This window comes from Streptomyces sp. NPDC057623 (genome assembly GCF_042800355.1).
In the GTDB taxonomy this organism is placed as follows: Bacteria; Actinomycetota; Actinomycetes; order Streptomycetales; family Streptomycetaceae; genus Streptomyces.
The window spans coordinates 1-15,018 of sequence record NZ_JBHVGZ010000018.1 but is presented as its reverse complement, the minus strand read 5'-3'; the positions used below and the strand labels follow the sequence as shown (position 1 = coordinate 15,018).

The 15,018-nt window shown below is 72.2% G+C and carries 12 protein-coding genes; 3 read left to right on the top strand and 9 right to left on the bottom strand.

Annotated features, from left to right (window positions below):
• Positions 1-74 precede the first annotated feature (74 nt).
• The 6 genes from ACFU95_RS20115 to hrcA form a co-directional block, all read right to left on the bottom strand.
• Positions 75-3,287 (bottom strand): S41 family peptidase, encoded by a 3,213-nt coding sequence (locus ACFU95_RS20115; protein ID WP_383829074.1) that lies wholly within the window; start codon positions 3,285-3,287, stop codon positions 75-77.
• Between the two features lie 74 nt (positions 3,288-3,361).
• The gene (locus ACFU95_RS20110; protein ID WP_383829072.1) at positions 3,362-3,931 is read right to left on the bottom strand and encodes a hypothetical protein; all 570 of its coding nucleotides are present in this window, start codon (positions 3,929-3,931) and stop codon (positions 3,362-3,364) included.
• A 102-nt stretch (positions 3,932-4,033) separates the two neighbouring features.
• Complete coding sequence (locus ACFU95_RS20105; RefSeq protein ID WP_383829070.1) at positions 4,034-4,783, bottom strand: 16S rRNA (uracil(1498)-N(3))-methyltransferase; 750 nt, start codon at positions 4,781-4,783, stop codon at positions 4,034-4,036.
• Positions 4,780-5,856 carry a nitronate monooxygenase gene (locus ACFU95_RS20100; RefSeq protein ID WP_383829068.1) on the bottom strand — a complete coding sequence of 359 codons (1,077 nt, stop codon included), beginning with the start codon at positions 5,854-5,856 and terminating at the stop codon, positions 4,780-4,782. Before ACFU95_RS20100 ends, ACFU95_RS20105 begins: the two co-directional genes overlap by 4 nt.
• Positions 5,857-6,070: 214 nt before the next feature.
• Positions 6,071-7,207, bottom strand: coding sequence for a molecular chaperone DnaJ (gene dnaJ / locus ACFU95_RS20095; RefSeq protein WP_383829066.1), 1,137 nt, complete (start codon positions 7,205-7,207; stop codon positions 6,071-6,073).
• Entirely contained in the window at positions 7,208-8,224 is a 1,017-nt protein-coding gene (hrcA, locus tag ACFU95_RS20090; RefSeq protein ID WP_383829064.1) for a heat-inducible transcriptional repressor HrcA, read from the bottom strand. It abuts the gene before it with no gap.
• Between the two features lie 160 nt (positions 8,225-8,384).
• Here hrcA and ACFU95_RS20085 point away from each other — a divergent pair, with 160 nt between their 5' ends.
• Both ACFU95_RS20085 and ACFU95_RS20080 read left to right on the top strand, forming a co-directional pair.
• Positions 8,385-9,122 (top strand): MBL fold metallo-hydrolase, encoded by a 738-nt coding sequence (locus tag ACFU95_RS20085; protein WP_383829062.1) that lies wholly within the window; start codon positions 8,385-8,387, stop codon positions 9,120-9,122.
• A gap of 42 nt (positions 9,123-9,164) precedes the next feature.
• Positions 9,165-9,980 carry a DUF3097 domain-containing protein gene (locus ACFU95_RS20080; RefSeq protein ID WP_383829060.1) on the top strand — a complete coding sequence of 272 codons (816 nt, stop codon included), beginning with the start codon at positions 9,165-9,167 and terminating at the stop codon, positions 9,978-9,980.
• Here ACFU95_RS20080 and ACFU95_RS20075 read toward each other — a convergent pair.
• The 3 genes from ACFU95_RS20075 to ACFU95_RS20065 form a co-directional block, all read right to left on the bottom strand.
• On the bottom strand, positions 9,958-10,536 hold the full coding sequence (locus ACFU95_RS20075; RefSeq protein WP_383829058.1) for a Uma2 family endonuclease: 579 nt from the start codon (positions 10,534-10,536) through the stop codon (positions 9,958-9,960). The genes ACFU95_RS20080 and ACFU95_RS20075 overlap by 23 nt on opposite strands.
• Before the next feature lie 100 nt (positions 10,537-10,636).
• The gene (gene hemW / locus ACFU95_RS20070) at positions 10,637-11,869 is read right to left on the bottom strand and encodes a radical SAM family heme chaperone HemW (RefSeq protein WP_383829056.1); all 1,233 of its coding nucleotides are present in this window, start codon (positions 11,867-11,869) and stop codon (positions 10,637-10,639) included.
• A 27-nt stretch (positions 11,870-11,896) separates the two neighbouring features.
• The gene (locus ACFU95_RS20065; RefSeq protein WP_383829054.1) at positions 11,897-13,831 is read right to left on the bottom strand and encodes a SpoIIE family protein phosphatase; all 1,935 of its coding nucleotides are present in this window, start codon (positions 13,829-13,831) and stop codon (positions 11,897-11,899) included.
• Positions 13,832-13,933: 102 nt separating this feature from the next.
• On the opposite strand from ACFU95_RS20065, the gene ACFU95_RS20060 reads away from it, so the two are divergent.
• Positions 13,934-15,018: HAMP domain-containing protein (locus ACFU95_RS20060; protein WP_383829052.1), on the top strand; the 1,085-nt coding region annotated here is incomplete at its 3' end.

The window sequence follows — 15,018 nt, the reverse complement described above, 5'->3', positions numbered from 1 at the left end:
GGGTCGGGCCGGTCTGGTTGACGCAGGGCATCGTATCGTCGACGGGTGCGGGTGGGTTGTGGCTGGTCGCGCCCCTAGGAGGTCGGCAGAGCCGGCGGTGACTTCGCGGGACTGGTCTCCAGTCCCTCCAACGCGATCCGCACTGCCTCGTCCAGTTGGGCGTCGCGCCCGGCCACCCAGTCCTGTGGGCGCTGGGCCACCTCCACGTCCGGGTCCACGCCGTGGTTCTCCACGTCCCAGCCGTAACCCTCCAGCCAGATGGCGTACTTCGGCTGGGTGATCAGGGTGCCGTCGACCAGGTGGTAGCGGCTGTCGATGCCGATCACGCCGCCCCATGTGCGCGTTCCCACCACCGGGCCGAGCCCCAGCGCCTTGATCGCCGCGTTGACGATGTCGCCGTCGGACCCGGAGAACTCGTTCGCCACCGCCACCACGGGCCCGCGCGGGGCGTCCGTCGGATAGCTGTACGGCCGCATACCGCGCGGCAGTTCCCAGCCGACGATCCGCCGGGCCAGCTTCTCCACGACCAGCTGCGAGGTGTGCCCGCCGCCGTTCTCGCGGACGTCCACGACGAGGCCCTCGCGGGCCACCTCGACCCGCAGGTCACGGTGGATCTGGGCCCAGCCCGGCGCCTGCATGTCCGGCACGTGCAGATAGCCGAGCCGGCCGCCGGACTTCTCGTGGACGTACGCCCGCCGGTCGCTCACCCACGCGTGGTAGCGCAGCGGCTGCTCGTCGGCGATCGGTACGACGACCGCGTGCCGTACGTCGCCGCCCCCGGCCGGAGAGATCGTCAGCTCCACCGCCTTGCCCGCCGTACCGACGAGCAACGGCCCGGGCCCGGTCACCGGGTCCACCGGTGCCCCGGCCACCGCCACGATCGCGTCCCCGGCCCGCACCGCGACCCCGGGGGCGGCCAGCGGCGCCCGTGCGTCGGGGTCGGAGGTCTCCGACGGCAGGATGCGGTCGATGCGCCAACTGCCGTCCTGGTGGCGGGAGATGTCGGCGCCGAGGAGGCCCTGGCGGGCTCCGCCGCCGTATCCGCCGCGCGGGGCGACATAGGCGTGCGACGTGCCCAGCTCGCCCTGGACCTCCCACAGCAGGTCCATCAGATCGTCGTGGGTGGCGACCCGGTCGGTCAGCGGGCGGTAGCGGTCCAGCACCCCCGTCCAGTCCACGCCGTTCATGTCCGGCCGCCAGAAGTGGTCGCGCATGATGCGGCCGGTCTCGTCGAACATCTGCCGCCACTCGGCCGCCGGGTCGACCTGCTGCCGTACGCGCGTCAGGTCCACGGTGATGTTCGAGTCGCTGTCGTCGTCGCCGGAGGCCCGCCGGTCGCTGGGGACGACCTTGAGCCGGCCGTCGGTCCACAGCAGCACCCGCTTGCCGTCGCCGCTGACCTCGAAGTGGTCGGCGTCGTCGGCGAGATGCTCGACGCGCCGCTGGAGGAGGTCGTAGCGCTCCAGCTCGGTCTTGGGCTCGGGGTCGTCGGGCGTGGCCCGGGAGGCGCCGAGCGCGCCGCGTACGGGATGCCGCAACCACAGCACGCCGTCCTTGGCGGCCTGCAGGTTGGTGTAGCGGGCGGCCTCGACCGGGAACGGCACGATCCGGTCGGCGAGCCCTTCGAGGTCGATGCGGGTGGTCGGGGCGCCCTCGCTGTCGGGGGTCTCGTCCTTGTCCGGCGCGTCGAAGGGGCGGCCGTGCCGCTGCGGGCCGAAGGGGGACGGGGTGGTCGCGGCGAGGGTGATCAGGTGGGGGCGGGAGCCGACGACGAAGGCGAGGTCGAAGACGTGCTCGTCGTAGACGGGATCGAAGGCCCGCGTCGACAGGAACACCAGGTGCTTGCCGTCCGGGGTGAACGCGGGCGCGTAGTCCTGGAAGCGCAGCGGGGTCGCCTCGGAGACCGACAGGTCGGTGGTGTTGGCGAGCTTGAGCTGGCTGAGCGGGCGCGGGCCGGGGTGCGACCAGGCGAGCCAGGCCGAGTCGGGCGAGAAGACCAGTCCGGCCACGTCCCCGTCCTGGCTGCGGTCGACCTCACGGACCTCGCCGGTCTCCCGCTCGACGAGCAGCAGGCGCCCGTCGTGCGCGGCGACCGCCGCCCGGCTCCCGTCGGGCGCCATGGCGAGTTCCAGGACGCGGCCGAGCTGCCCGGCGCCGAGCCTGCGTGGCGTGGCACCCGGTGCGAGACCGGTCGCCGGGGCGAACTCCAGCGCGTCGTCGCCCTCCGCGTCCGTCACCCAGACGACCCACTCCTCGCTCTCCGCCCGGAAGGTGCGCGGCAGCCGGGCCCGTACGCCGGGCTCGGCGGCGAGCGCGCGGGCGGGGCCGGAGCGGTGGGTGACCCAGTGCACGGCGCCCCGGACGGAGACCGCGCTGCCGCGCGCGGTGTGGTCGGGCGCGGCCTCCCCGAAGGAGCGGGCGGCGTTCAGCGGGTACGGCTGCCGGTCGGTGCGCTGCCCGCCGAGCCGGATGTCGAGCCGGCGCGGCTCGGCCCCGTCGAGGTCGTCCAGGAGCCACAGTTCCCCGGCGGAGGCGTACACGGCACGGGTGCCGTCGCCCGCGGCGTGCCGGGCGTAGAAGCCGTCGAGGGGGGTGTGCCGGCGCAGCTCGGACCCGTCGGCGAGGGACGAGTACAGCGCGCCCACGCCCTCGTGGTCGCAGAGGAAGGCGAGCCGCTGCCCGGCCCACAGGGGGTACTCGATGTTCCCGTCCAGCTCCTCGTGCAGCCGGACGAAGTCGCCGTCGCCCGCGAGGTCGATCCACAGCTTCCCCGCCGTACCGCCCCGGTAGCGCTTCCACCGTGCGGCCTCAAGGCCCATGGGCGCGGACGCGAGGACCAGGTGGGGTCCGTGGACGACGTCGGCGACGGGGCCGTAGGGCAGGGTGGTGGCCGGTCCGCCGTCGAGCGGGACCGTGTGGGCCCAGGTGCGGCGGCTGCCCGCCTGGCCCTGGGTGCTGATCGCGAGGACCTGGCCGTCCGGCGTCCAGCCGCGCACCCGGGTCTGCCCGCTGCCCCAGTGGGTGAGGCGCTTCGAGGGGCCGCCGTCGACCGGCGCGATGTGCACCTCGGGGGCGCCGTCGCGGGTGGAGGTCCAGGCGACGGTCGTCCCGTCGGGCGAGATGCGCGGCAGGGTGACCGGCACGTTGTCGGCGCTGACCCGCCAGGCCCGGCCGCCGTCGAGCGGGGCGAGCCACACGTCGTCCTCGGCGGTGAAGGCGACCAGGTCGCCGTGCAGATGCGGATACCGGAGATACGAAGACGATCCGGACGTCACGGACTGAGTCACCCGATCACCTTAAGCAGGGGCGGCGTCCGGGGACAGACCTTTGGATCACTTGCCCAACTCCGGGCCGTGACCGCTCACTTGCCTTCCGGCCAGCAGTTCGGGTGCTCCTTGCAGTAGACGGTCTTGGTGACGGTCACCGTGACGGTGGGCCCGGGCTGCTGTCCGCCGCCGGACGGGTTGACGGGCGAGGGTGTGGCGTCGCAGTCGCCGAGCCCGTTGACGTGGAACCACTCCTTGCCGCCGATCTTGGCGACGAGGTCCCCGCGGACGCAGGACCCGCTGACGGCCCGGGTGATCCGGCCGGTGACGACGATGTCCTTGCCGTCGGCGGTCTCGCCCTCGCAGTCGACCTTGACGACGGTGTTCGCGCTGGCCGTCGCCGCACCGGATTTGCCGTCGCCGTCGCCGTTGTCGTACGAGCCCGTGCAGTTGAGCCACTGCACATCGGCCTTCTGCCGCTCCAGCTCCGCGGTCACGGTCTGGTCGGTGGTGAACGCCACGGTCGCGGAACTCAGCCCACCGGGGTCACAGCCGACCGCCCCGCCAACGGCGACCACCGCGAGTCCCGCCACACCGGCCACCCGCACCCCACGCGTACGCCCCGTGTGGCCCGCGCGACCCCAAATCCTCCTGAATGCCCCCATGGAGGGCAGCCTGCCACTGTCCCGGCCGACGCGGTAGGGCACATACGGCCACTCCGGGTTCCGGTTCCGGTCCGGGGTCGCGAACCGGACGAGTGTCCGACGTCAGGACCAGCGGCCGGTACGGCCGAGGAGCAGGGCGGTCGCCGCGGTCCCGGCGGTCGACGTGCGCAGCACGCTGGGCCCCAGCACGTACGCCCTCGCCCCGGCTTCCTCGAAGAGGGCCAACTCGTCCTTGGCGACGCCCCCTTCGGGCCCGACGACCAGCACGATCTCACCCTCGGAGGGCAGTTCCGCGGTGGCGAGCGGCTCGCTGCCGTGCTCGAAGTCGGAGTGCAGTACGGCGGCGAAGTCGGCTCCGGCGAGCAGCGCCGCGACCTGCTTGGTCGTCGCCGCGTCCGCGATGTCGGGGAAGCGGAGCCTGCGGGACTGCTTGCCGGCCTCGCGGGCCGTCGCCCGCCACTTGCCGAGCGCCTTCAGTCCGCGGTCGCCCCTCCACTGCGTGATGCAACGGGCCGCCTGCCAGGGCACGACGGCGTCGACCCCGACCTCGGTCATGGTCTCCACGGCGAGCTCGCCCCGGTCGCCCTTGGGGAGGGCCTGGACGACGGTGATGCGGGGGGTGGGTTCCGGGTCCTCGGACACCGAGGTCATGTGGACGACGAGCCGGTCCTTGCCCTCGGCGGCGATCACGTCGCACACGGCGTAGCGCCCGGCTCCGTCGGTGAGGACGACCTCCTCGCCGGCCCGCAGCCGCTTCACGGAGACCGCGTGGCGGCCTTCCGGGCCGTCGAGGACGTACTGTCCGCCGGCGCCGGCGTCGAAGTGCTCCACCACGAACACCGGGGCGGTCATCGCGGACCCCCCTTGCCCGACAACGCTGTCGACGCCGCGTCCAGTTCGGCGGCCAGCACCTCGACCAGCTGCCCGGCGGGCAGCTCGCGGGCCATCCGGTGGCCCTGGCCCGCCCACAGGGCCATGCCCTGCGGGTCGCCGGAGGAGGCGGCCTTCTTGCGCAGCGGCGAGGTGAGGTGGTGGACCTCGGGGTAGGCGGCGGGGGCGTACGGGCCGTGCTCGCGCAGGAAGCGGTTGACCAGGCCACGGGCGGGGCGGCCGGAGAACGCGCGCGTCAACTCGGTCCGTACGAACAGGGGGTTGGTCAGCGCCTGCTTGTGCACGGCGTTGGCGCCGGACTCCTGGGTGGCGAGGAAGGCGGTGCCGAGCTGGGCGGCGCTCGCCCCGGCCGCGAGGGCGGCGGCGATCTGGCTGCCGCGCATGATGCCGCCGGCGGCGACGATCGGCAGGCTCACGGTCTCGCGGACCTGTGCGACGAGGGAGAGCAGCCCGACGCCGGACCGGTCCGTCTCCGGGTTGTCGCGATGCGTCCCCTGGTGCCCACCGGCCTCGACACCCTGCACGATCACGGCGTCGGCACCGGCCCGCTGCACGGCGAGGGCCTCGTCCGGAGTGGTGGCGGTGACGAGGGTGAAGGTCCCGGCGCGGCGCAGCGACTCCAGGACGTCACCGGTGGGCACGCCGAAGTGGAAGGAGACGACCGGCACCGGGTTGTCGAGCAGCACGGCCAGCTTGGCGTCGTAGCCGTCGTCCCGGCCGCTGTCCGGGTCCCCCAACTCGGTCTCGTACCAGGCGGCTTCACCGGCGAGCTGGTGGGCGTAGACATCCACGGCGGCCGCGTCCGCGTACTCGGGCTGCGGCATGAACAGATTGACCCCGAAAGGCCGCCCGGTCAGCCCCCTGAGCTGCTTGATCTCCTGGTACATCCCGTCGGCGGTCTTGTACCCGGCGGCGAGGAACCCCAGCCCTCCGGCCTCGGCCACGGCAGCGGCGAGCTGCGGCACGGAGACGCCGCCTGCCATGGGGGCCTGCACGATCGGGTGGGGGAAGAGATCGGTCAGCGCGGAGGACATGACGGCATGTTGTCACGTCCTCCGAACAAGTCCGAATCGGCCCTTCCCCTTGGCATAGGCCAACACTTCCCGTGGGGGTCAGCGCCCGTCGCACCAGGGGTCAACGACCGTTGAACGCATCCTTCAACCGCGAGAACAACCCCTGCTGCCCCGGCAGACCGTGCCTCCCCGGGGGCCGACCCCCGGACCCCCAGCAGCGACCCCGCAGCTCACGTCAACGACCGTTGAACGCATCCTTCAACCGCGAGAACAACCCCTGCTGCCCCGGCTGGAACTGCCCCTGCGGCCGCTCCTCGCCTCGCAGCTTGGCCAGCTCGCGCAGCAACCGCTCCTGCTCGGGATCCAGCTTGGTCGGCGTCGTCACCTCGACGTGCACGATGAGATCGCCACGCCCTCCGCCTCGCAGATGCGTGATCCCACGCCCGTGCAGCGGAATCGACTGACCGGACTGGGTGCCGGGCCGGATGTCGACCTCCTCCAGCCCGTCCAGCGTCTCCAGCGGCACCTTCGTGCCGAGGCACGCCGCCGTCATCGGGATCGTCACCGTGCAGTGCAGATCGTCGCCGCGCCGCTGGAAGGTCGAGTGCGGGAGCTCGTGGATCTCGACATAGAGGTCACCGGCGGGACCGCCACCCGGCCCGACCTCGCCCTCACCGGCGAGCTGGATCCGCGTGCCGTTGTCGACACCGGCCGGGATCTTGACCGTGAGGGTCCGGCGGGACCGGACCCGTCCGTCGCCCGCGCACTCCGGGCACGGCGTCGGGACGACGGTGCCGAAGCCCTGGCACTGCGGACAGGGCCGGGACGTCATGACCTGGCCCAGGAAGGACCGCGTCACCTGCGACACCTCACCGCGACCGCGACACATGTCACACGTCTGGGCGGAGGTGCCTGGGGCGGCCCCCTCGCCGTTGCAGGTGTTGCAGACGACGGCCGTGTCGACCTGGATGTCCTTCGTCGTGCCGAAGGCCGCCTCGTCGAGCTCGATCTCCAGCCGGATCATCGCGTCCTGGCCCCGGCGGGTGCGCGAGCGCGGACCGCGCTGCGACGCCGTACCGAAGAACGCGTCCATGATGTCCGAGAAGTTCCCGAAGCCGCCCGCGCCGAAGCCACCGGCTCCCGCGCCGCCCGCCTGGGACAGCGGGTCGCCGCCGAGGTCGTAGACCTGCTTCTTCTGCGGGTCCGACAGCACCTCGTAAGCGGCGTTGATCTCCTTGAACCGCTCCTGGGTCTTCGGATCCGGATTGACGTCCGGGTGCAGCTCGCGGGCGAGCCGCCGGAAGGCCTTCTTGATCTCTTCCTGCGACGCGTCGCGACGCACGCCGAGCACGGCGTAGTAGTCCGTGGCCACTTACGACTCCGCCAGGATCTGTCCGACGTAACGTGCCACTGCGCGTACCGCTCCCATCGTTCCCGGGTAATCCATGCGGGTCGGTCCGACCACGCCGAGCTTGGCGACTGCCTCGCCGCCCGAACCGTAGCCGACCGACACGACGGACGTGGAGTTGAGTCCCTCATAGGCGTTCTCGTGCCCGATGCGCACGGTCATGCCCGAATCACCCGCCTCGCCAAGGAGTTTGAGGAGCACGACCTGCTCCTCCAGGGCCTCCAGGACGGGCCGGATGGTGAGGGGGAAGTCATGTCCGAAGCGGGTGAGATTGGCGGTTCCGCCGATCATCAGCCGCTCCTCGTTCTCCTCGACGAGCGTCTCCAGAAGGGTGGAGAGCACGGCCGAGACAGTGCCGCGGTCCTCCTGGTCGAAGGCCTCGGGGAGGTCCTCGACGAGGGTCGGCACATCGCTGAAGCGCCGCCCCGCGACCCGGCTGTTGAGCCGCGCGCGCAGATCCGCGAGCGACCCCTCACCGAAGGGCGCCGGGCAGTCGACCATCCGCTGCTCGACCCGCCCGGTGTCCGTGATCAGCACGAGCATCACCCGCGCGGGCGCGAGGGAGAGCAGCTCGACGTGCCGGACGGTGGACCGGGTCAGCGACGGGTACTGCACGACGGCGACCTGCCGGGTGAGCTGCGCGAGCAGCCGCACGGTGCGCGCCACGACGTCGTCGAGATCCACGGCGCCGTCGAGGAAGTTCTGGATGGCGCGCCGCTCGGGCGGGGTCATCGGCTTGACGCCGGCGAGCTTGTCGACGAACAGCCGGTAGCCCTTGTCGGTCGGGATCCGTCCGGCACTGGTGTGCGGCTGGGCGATGTAGCCCTCGTCCTCCAGGGCCGCCATGTCGTTGCGGACGGTCGCCGGGGACACGCCGAGGCTGTGCCGCTCGGTCAGGGCCTTCGACCCGACCGGCTCCTCGGTCCCGACATAGTCCTGGACGATGGCACGCAACACCTGAAGCCTGCGTTCACTCAGCAATCGCGCACACCTCCAGAAGTCGTCCCCTTGGCGTCTCGCCTGGCACTCTGCGCTGGTGAGTGCCAACCGTCCCCGGCCAGTGTACGGCGGTGGGGTACGCCCCGGGCAAGGCCGGTCGCGCACCACCGTGCCCGACGGTGGTGTCGTTTAGCGTCGCCGTATGACGGTGACTTGGGAAGAGCTGGGGTGGGAGCGGCTGGCGGCGGGGGTCGGACGGTGTCGGCTTCCGGGCTGGGACTGCACGGCGGGGCTGGTCGTCGGGGACGGCGTCGCCCTGCTCGTCGACGCCGGGTCGAGCCTCGGTGAGGGCGTGCGCTTGCGTACGCAGGCGCAGTGGCTCGCCGGTCACCGTGTGACTCATCTCGCGCTTACCCACCCCCACTTCGATCATGTCTTCGGGGCTGCGGCTTTCGCGGGGGCGGAGGTGTACGGCCCGGTGGGCATGGACGCCGTCCTCGCGCACGAGCGCGAGGAGCTGCGGGCGGACGCGGTGCGCAACGGTCTGGACCCGGCGTCCGCGGAGGAGGCCGTGGACGCGCTGGTCCAGCCGCGCCACCAGGTGAGCGGCGAGTGGACCCTCGACCTGGACGGCGGGCGCCAGGTCCTCCTGGCGAACGTGGGCCCGGCCCACACGGCCCACGATCTCGTCGTGCTCGTGCCGGGCGGGGCCGCGGGTGACCGGGAGGTGGTCTTCTGCGGCGACCTGGTGGAGGAGTCCGGCGAACCCCAGGCGGGCCCCGACGCCGTACCGTCCCGGTGGCCGGCGGCCCTGGACCGCCTCCTCGACCTGGGCGGCGAGGACGCACTGTACGTGCCCGGTCACGGAGCGGTGGTGGACGCGGAGTTCGTACGACGTCAGCGCGACGCGCTGGCCGCCCGTTTCGGCGTGTCGGGCTGAACGGCAGGACGCGCGGCCCGCGCTTCTCCTATCGTCATCCGAATGCGCCAGTACTCCGCCGACCTGACCCCGCCCTGGAAGAAGCCCAAGCCCGTCCCCGAGGTCCCGGCGGACCCGGGCCTGGTGGTGGAGGAGCCGGGCACGGGCTTCTGCGGCGCGGTGATCCGCTGCGAGGCGGGCACGGTGACCCTGGAGGACCGCTTCGGCAAGCACCGGGTGTTTCCGCTGGAGCCGCGGGGGTTCCTGCTGGAGGGCAAGGTGGTGACGCTCGTACGCCCGTCAGGCGCGGCCCCGGTACGTCCCACCCGTACGGCCTCCGGTTCGGTCGCCGTCCCCGGCGCACGCGCCCGCGTGGCCCGCGCCGGCCGTATCTACGTCGAGGGCCGCCACGACGCCGAGCTGGTCGAGAAGGTCTGGGGTGACGACCTGCGCATCGAGGGCGTGGTCGTGGAGTACCTGGAGGGCGTCGACGATCTGCCGTCGGTCGTGGCCGAATTCGCACCGGGTCCGGACGCGCGGCTCGGGGTCCTGGTCGACCACTTGGTGCCCGGCACGAAGGAGTGGCGGATCGCCGAGTCGGTGACGAGTGAGCACGCGTTGGTCGTGGGCCACCCGTACATCGACATCTGGGAGGCGGTGAAGCCGTCGTCGCTGGGGATCGCCGCCTGGCCGAAGGTCCCGCACGGGCAGGACTGGAAGACGGGGGTGTGCCGGGCGCTGGGGTGGCCGTCGGAGAACACCGGGGCGGTGTGGCAGGCGATCCTGAAGCGGGTGGGGTCTTACAAGGACCTGGAGCCGGAGTTGTTGGGGAGGGTGGAGGAGTTGATCGACTTCGTTACGGCAGCCGGTGACGCCTGACCCCCGTCAGGGTTCCGAACTCACTCGTGTCCAGTTCCATACCGAGCAGTTCGAGTTGCACGGGGTCGCCGAACTTCGTGATCCACTGCCCGCGATAGTCGGCTTGATCTCCGTCGCCGATGGGGTCGGTGAGGAGAACACAGTGCGCCATGATCGGGTCGATGATCAGGTAGGCAGGGATCTTGCCTGCCGCGTAGATAGAGCGCTTGATCCCGTAGTCCCGGTCGACACTCGTCTTCGAGACCACCTCGACCACCAATGTGACCATCTGGGACGGCACGAGGTTGCCTGAGTCCGGAGCCACACCACGCTCCAGCACCACGAGGTCCGGAATGGGCTCGCTGGCCTCGTCGATGATGTCCAGGTCCGTCGTCTGGAGTCGTTCCCAGGGCCTGCGCGGGATCTGGTCCTGCACGTCCGCCACGATCCGGTTGTGCACCAGATCGGGAGCCGCCATCATCACGATTTCCCCCCGGAGAAGCTCGACCCTCACGCCCTCCGGAGGTTCGAACTCCTCGAAGAACCTGGTCATCCCACGCTCGTCCACAGCGGTCATCTCCGTGGCCCTCCACATCCGCCGCGTCCTTTTGGCGGCAGCCTACGAACCAGGTTAAGGACCGAACCGGCGTTCCGGGGGGATTCACTCGCCCGAGTGATCAATCCACCAGATCCCGTACCACCGCATCCGCCAGCAACCGCCCCCGAAGCGTCAACACCGCGCGGCCCTCCTCATACGGACCGCCCTCAAGCAGCCCCTCCCCCAGCGCCCGCCGCGACGCCGCCAGCCCCTCCTCCCGCAGCAGCTCCAGCGCCACCCCCTCCCGAAGGCGCAGCTCCAGCAGGATCCGCTCGACCCGCCGGTCCTCCTCGGACAGCAGCTCCCGCCCGGCCCCCGGCGACCGCCCCGCCGCCAGCGCGGCCGCGTACGCGCCCGGATGCTTCACGTTCCACCAGCGCACCCCGCCCACATGCGAGTGGGCTCCTGGGCCGGCGCCCCACCAGTCGGCGCCCCGCCAGTACAGCTCGTTGTGCAGACAGCGGGCGGCCTCGGAGGTGGCCCAGTTGGAGACCTCGTACCAGTCGAAACCGGCCGCCGTGAAGGTCTCCTCGGCGATCAGGTAGCGGTCCGCGTGGACGTCGTCGTCGGTCATCGGGACCTCGCCCCGGCGGATCCGGCGGGCCAGCTGGGTGCCCTCCTCGACGATCAGGGCGTACGCCGACACATGGTCCGGTCCGGCGCCGATCGCCGCCTCCAGCGAGGCCCGCCAGTCGTCGTCCGACTCCCCGGGTGTGCCGTAGATCAGGTCCAGGTTCACGTGCTCGAAGCCCGCCGCGCGGGCCTCGGCGACGCAGGCTTCGGGGCGGCCGGGGGTGTGCGTGCGGTCCAGGATCTTCAGTACGTGCTGCTTCGCGCTCTGCATGCCGAAGGAGATCCGGTTGAAGCCGCCCTGCCGGAGCGTGGCCAGATAGGCCGGGTCGACGGACTCCGGGTTGGCCTCCGTGGTGATCTCCGCGTCCGGCGCCAGCCCGAACTCGTCGCGGATCGCCCCCAGCATCCGTACGAGATCGTCGGCGGCCAGCAGCGTGGGCGTACCGCCGCCGACGAAGACCGTGCGGACCTCGCGCGGGTCGTCGCCGAGGACCTTGCGGGCCAGGCGGACCTCGTCGACGAGGGTCTCGGCGTAGTTGTCGCGGGAGGCCAGCACTCCGCCCGTGCCGCGCAGCTCGGTCGCCGTGTAGGTGTTGAAGTCGCAGTAGCCGCAGCGGGTCGCGCAGTACGGGACGTGCAGGTAGAAGCCGAGGGGGCGGTCGGCCGACCCGGCGAGCGCGGACGCGGGGAGCGCGCCGTCGGCGGGGACGGGCTCGCCGTCGGGGAGTGCGGAGGGCATGGGTTCTATTGTCCCGTACCCCGCCGGTTACTCGGCCTGCAGCACCAGCAGCGCCAGATCGTCGTCCGGCGGGCGGCCGCTGAACTCGTGCACCAGCCGACGGATCCGTTCCGCGATCAGCTGGGCGTTCAGCCCCGAGCACCCGGCGAGGGCGGTCGCGAGGCCGTCGCCGTCGTCGAACTGGCGGGATCCGCTGCGCCGCTCCGTGACCCCGTCGGTCACACAGAGCAGGGTGTCGCCGGAGAGCAGCTCGAAGGTCTCGCTGGTGTACGTCACGTCCTCGACGACCCCGAGGAGGGTCTGCGGGTGCGCTGCCGTGTGGACCTCGCCGCCGGCGCCCAGCAGCAGGGGGAGCGGATGTCCGGCGGAGGCGAGGGTGCAGCGGATGCCGCCGTCGAAGGGGGTGAGTTCGCCGTACAGGAGGGACAGGAAGCGGGTCTGGGGGCCGTCGCCGGGGGCGACCGGGCCGACGAGGGCGCGGGCGGCGGCGTCGGCGGCCTCCGTGGCGTCGTCGAGGAGGAGCTGGTTGAGGCGGTCGAGGACGTCGGCGACGCGGTAGCCCTCGCGGGCCAGGAGCCGCAGCCAGGGCCGCGCGATGCCGATCACGACGGCCGCCTCGGGCCCCTTGCCCTGGACGTCGCCGATGGCGAAGCACCAGCGGCCGTCACCGGCCGGGAAGAGGTCGTAGAAGTCGCCGCTCGGGCCGCCCTTGTCGCACGGCTCGTACACCAGGGCGCTGGCCACCCCGGGGATCTCCGCGACGGCGCCGGGCAGCAGACCGCGCTGGAGGACCCGGCTGATGGTGGCCTGCCGGGCGTACTGGCGGGCCGCGCCGATGGCGAGGGCCACCCGGCGGCTGAGGTCCTCGACGAGCCCGGTGATCTCGTCGGGGAAGCGCATGAGGTCGGCCCGCCCGATGACCAGCGTGCCCAGCGGGCGGCCGCCGGCGACCAGGCGGTACGCGAGCGCCGTGCCGCGCACCCCGCGCGCGCCCAGCGCCTCGCCGGGCCAGGGGTAGGTGACGGGCCCGGTGCGGTGGGTGTCGGGCGGAAGCGGCGGCTCCTTCTCCAGGGCGCGGCGGAGGTCCTCGATGAGGTTCTCGGAGCCGTGCCAGACACGGGCCAGCCGGGGCCCGGTCCCCGCGGTGCCGTCCACCGCCCAGCCGCCCTCGGCCTCACCCGATCGGGGGTATCCCCAGCGCCCGGCGACCTCGTCCTCCAGCCACACCGCGCACCAGTCCGCCAGCCGCGGCACGATCAGCTGGCCGGCGAGCGCGGCGACGAGGTTCTCGTCGAGCTGCCCGGCGAGCAGGTCGGACGCCTCGGCGAGGAAGGACAGGGCGCCCCGGTTGAGCCAGTCCCGTTCGCGCTCGGCGCGCAGGGGCTCGGGCGCGAGGATCTCGGCGACGCGCAGCCCGCGCTCCAGCGCGCGCTCCTGCGCGTACGCCTCTATGTCGTCCCTGGCCGCCACCGGGTCCTCGGCGGGCAGCCGCGCCCACACGGTCTTGGCGCCGGTGCGGTAGGTGACGCCCCAGGACTCGGCGAGCCGGGACACCAGCCGCAGGCCGCGTCCGTACTCCGGTGTCTCGTACGGCGCCTCGGCGTCGCCGTCGCGCGGGGCGCGCGAGGGGTGGTGGTCCAGGACCTCGACGAGGAGGGCGCCGGTCTCGTCCTCCAGCCGGCAGGCGAGCTCGACATCGGTACCGGCGTGCACGACGGCGTTGGTGACGAGCTCGCTCACGACCACGACGGCGTCGTCGACGATCCGGTCACTGAGGTGTTCGGTGCCGGGGAGACCGGAGGCGGCCCATTCGGTGAGGGCGTTCCGCACGAGGGTGCGGGCGGAGCCCGGGGAGAGGGCGCTGCCGGGGAGGGTGGTGCGGGTTTCCGCGCCCACGCCTCCGTACGCAGGCGCACCAGAGGCACGGGTAACGGTCTCCCGTTGCGCCGGAATGGCCCCCATGGACAGCTCCCCGAACGGTTCGTGCGAATAGGCCTCGGTCGACGCCGACAGAGTGACAGACTGGCCGCGCCCATAAGCACCGAGTTACCGAAGTGGGCCGCCATGAGTGAGAACCGTGCTACGCGTGTGCTCGAAGATGGACAGAAAGACGGTCAAATTCGAGCATCGGAACTGCGCCCGCTGCTCGCCGCGATGACCGCGGCCCGGGACGGCGACTTCCGCAGGCTCCCCGAGACCGGCGAGGGAGTGGTGGCCGAACTGACGGCTGTCTTCAACCAGGTCATGGACCGCAGCACGCACTTCAACGGCGAAGTGCAGCGGGTCAAACGGGAGTTGGTGCGGCACGGCCGGCTCGACGAGCGGCTCTCGGCGAGCCCGGGTCAGGGTGACTGGACGACCCGCGTCAACGACGTCAACCATGTGCTCGACGCCCTGGTGGCGCCTGCGGCGAACGCGACGCGGGTACTCGACGCGGTGGCCGGCGGCGACCTGACCCAGCGCGTCGACCTGCATGACGGCAGTCGCCAGTTACGCGGTGACCTGCGCCGCCTCGGCCGCGCCGTGAACAAGATGGTCGACCAGCTCTCCCTGTTCACCGGCGAGGTCACCCGCGTCGCCCGCGAGGTCGGCACCGAGGGCCGGCTCGGCGGCCGGGCCAAGGTGACGGGCTTGTCGGGAAGTTGGCGGGATGTGACCGAGGCCGTCAACACGATGGCGTCCCGGCTTACGGCCCAGGTCCGCGACATCGCCCTGGTGACCACGGCGGTGGCCCGCGGCGACCTGACCCGTACGGTCACCGTCGAGGCGACCGGGGAGCTCCTCGAACTCAAGCTGACCGTCAACACGATGGTGGACCAGCTCTCCGCCTTCGCCGACGAGGTGACGAGGGTCGCCCGCGAGGTCGGCACCGAGGGCCAGTTGGGCGGGCGCGCCCAGGTCCGGGGCGTCTCCGGTGTCTGGAAGGACCTCACCGACAACGTCAACTTCATGGCGTCGAACCTGACCTCCCAGGTCCGCAACATCGCTCAGGTCACCACTGCCGTGGCCAACGGCGACCTGAGCCAGAAGATCACCGTCGACGCCCAGGGCGAGATCCTCGAACTCAAGTCGACCATCAACACGATGGTGGACCAGCTCTCCGCCTTCGCCGACGAGGTGACCAGGGTCGCCCGCGAGGTCGGCACCGA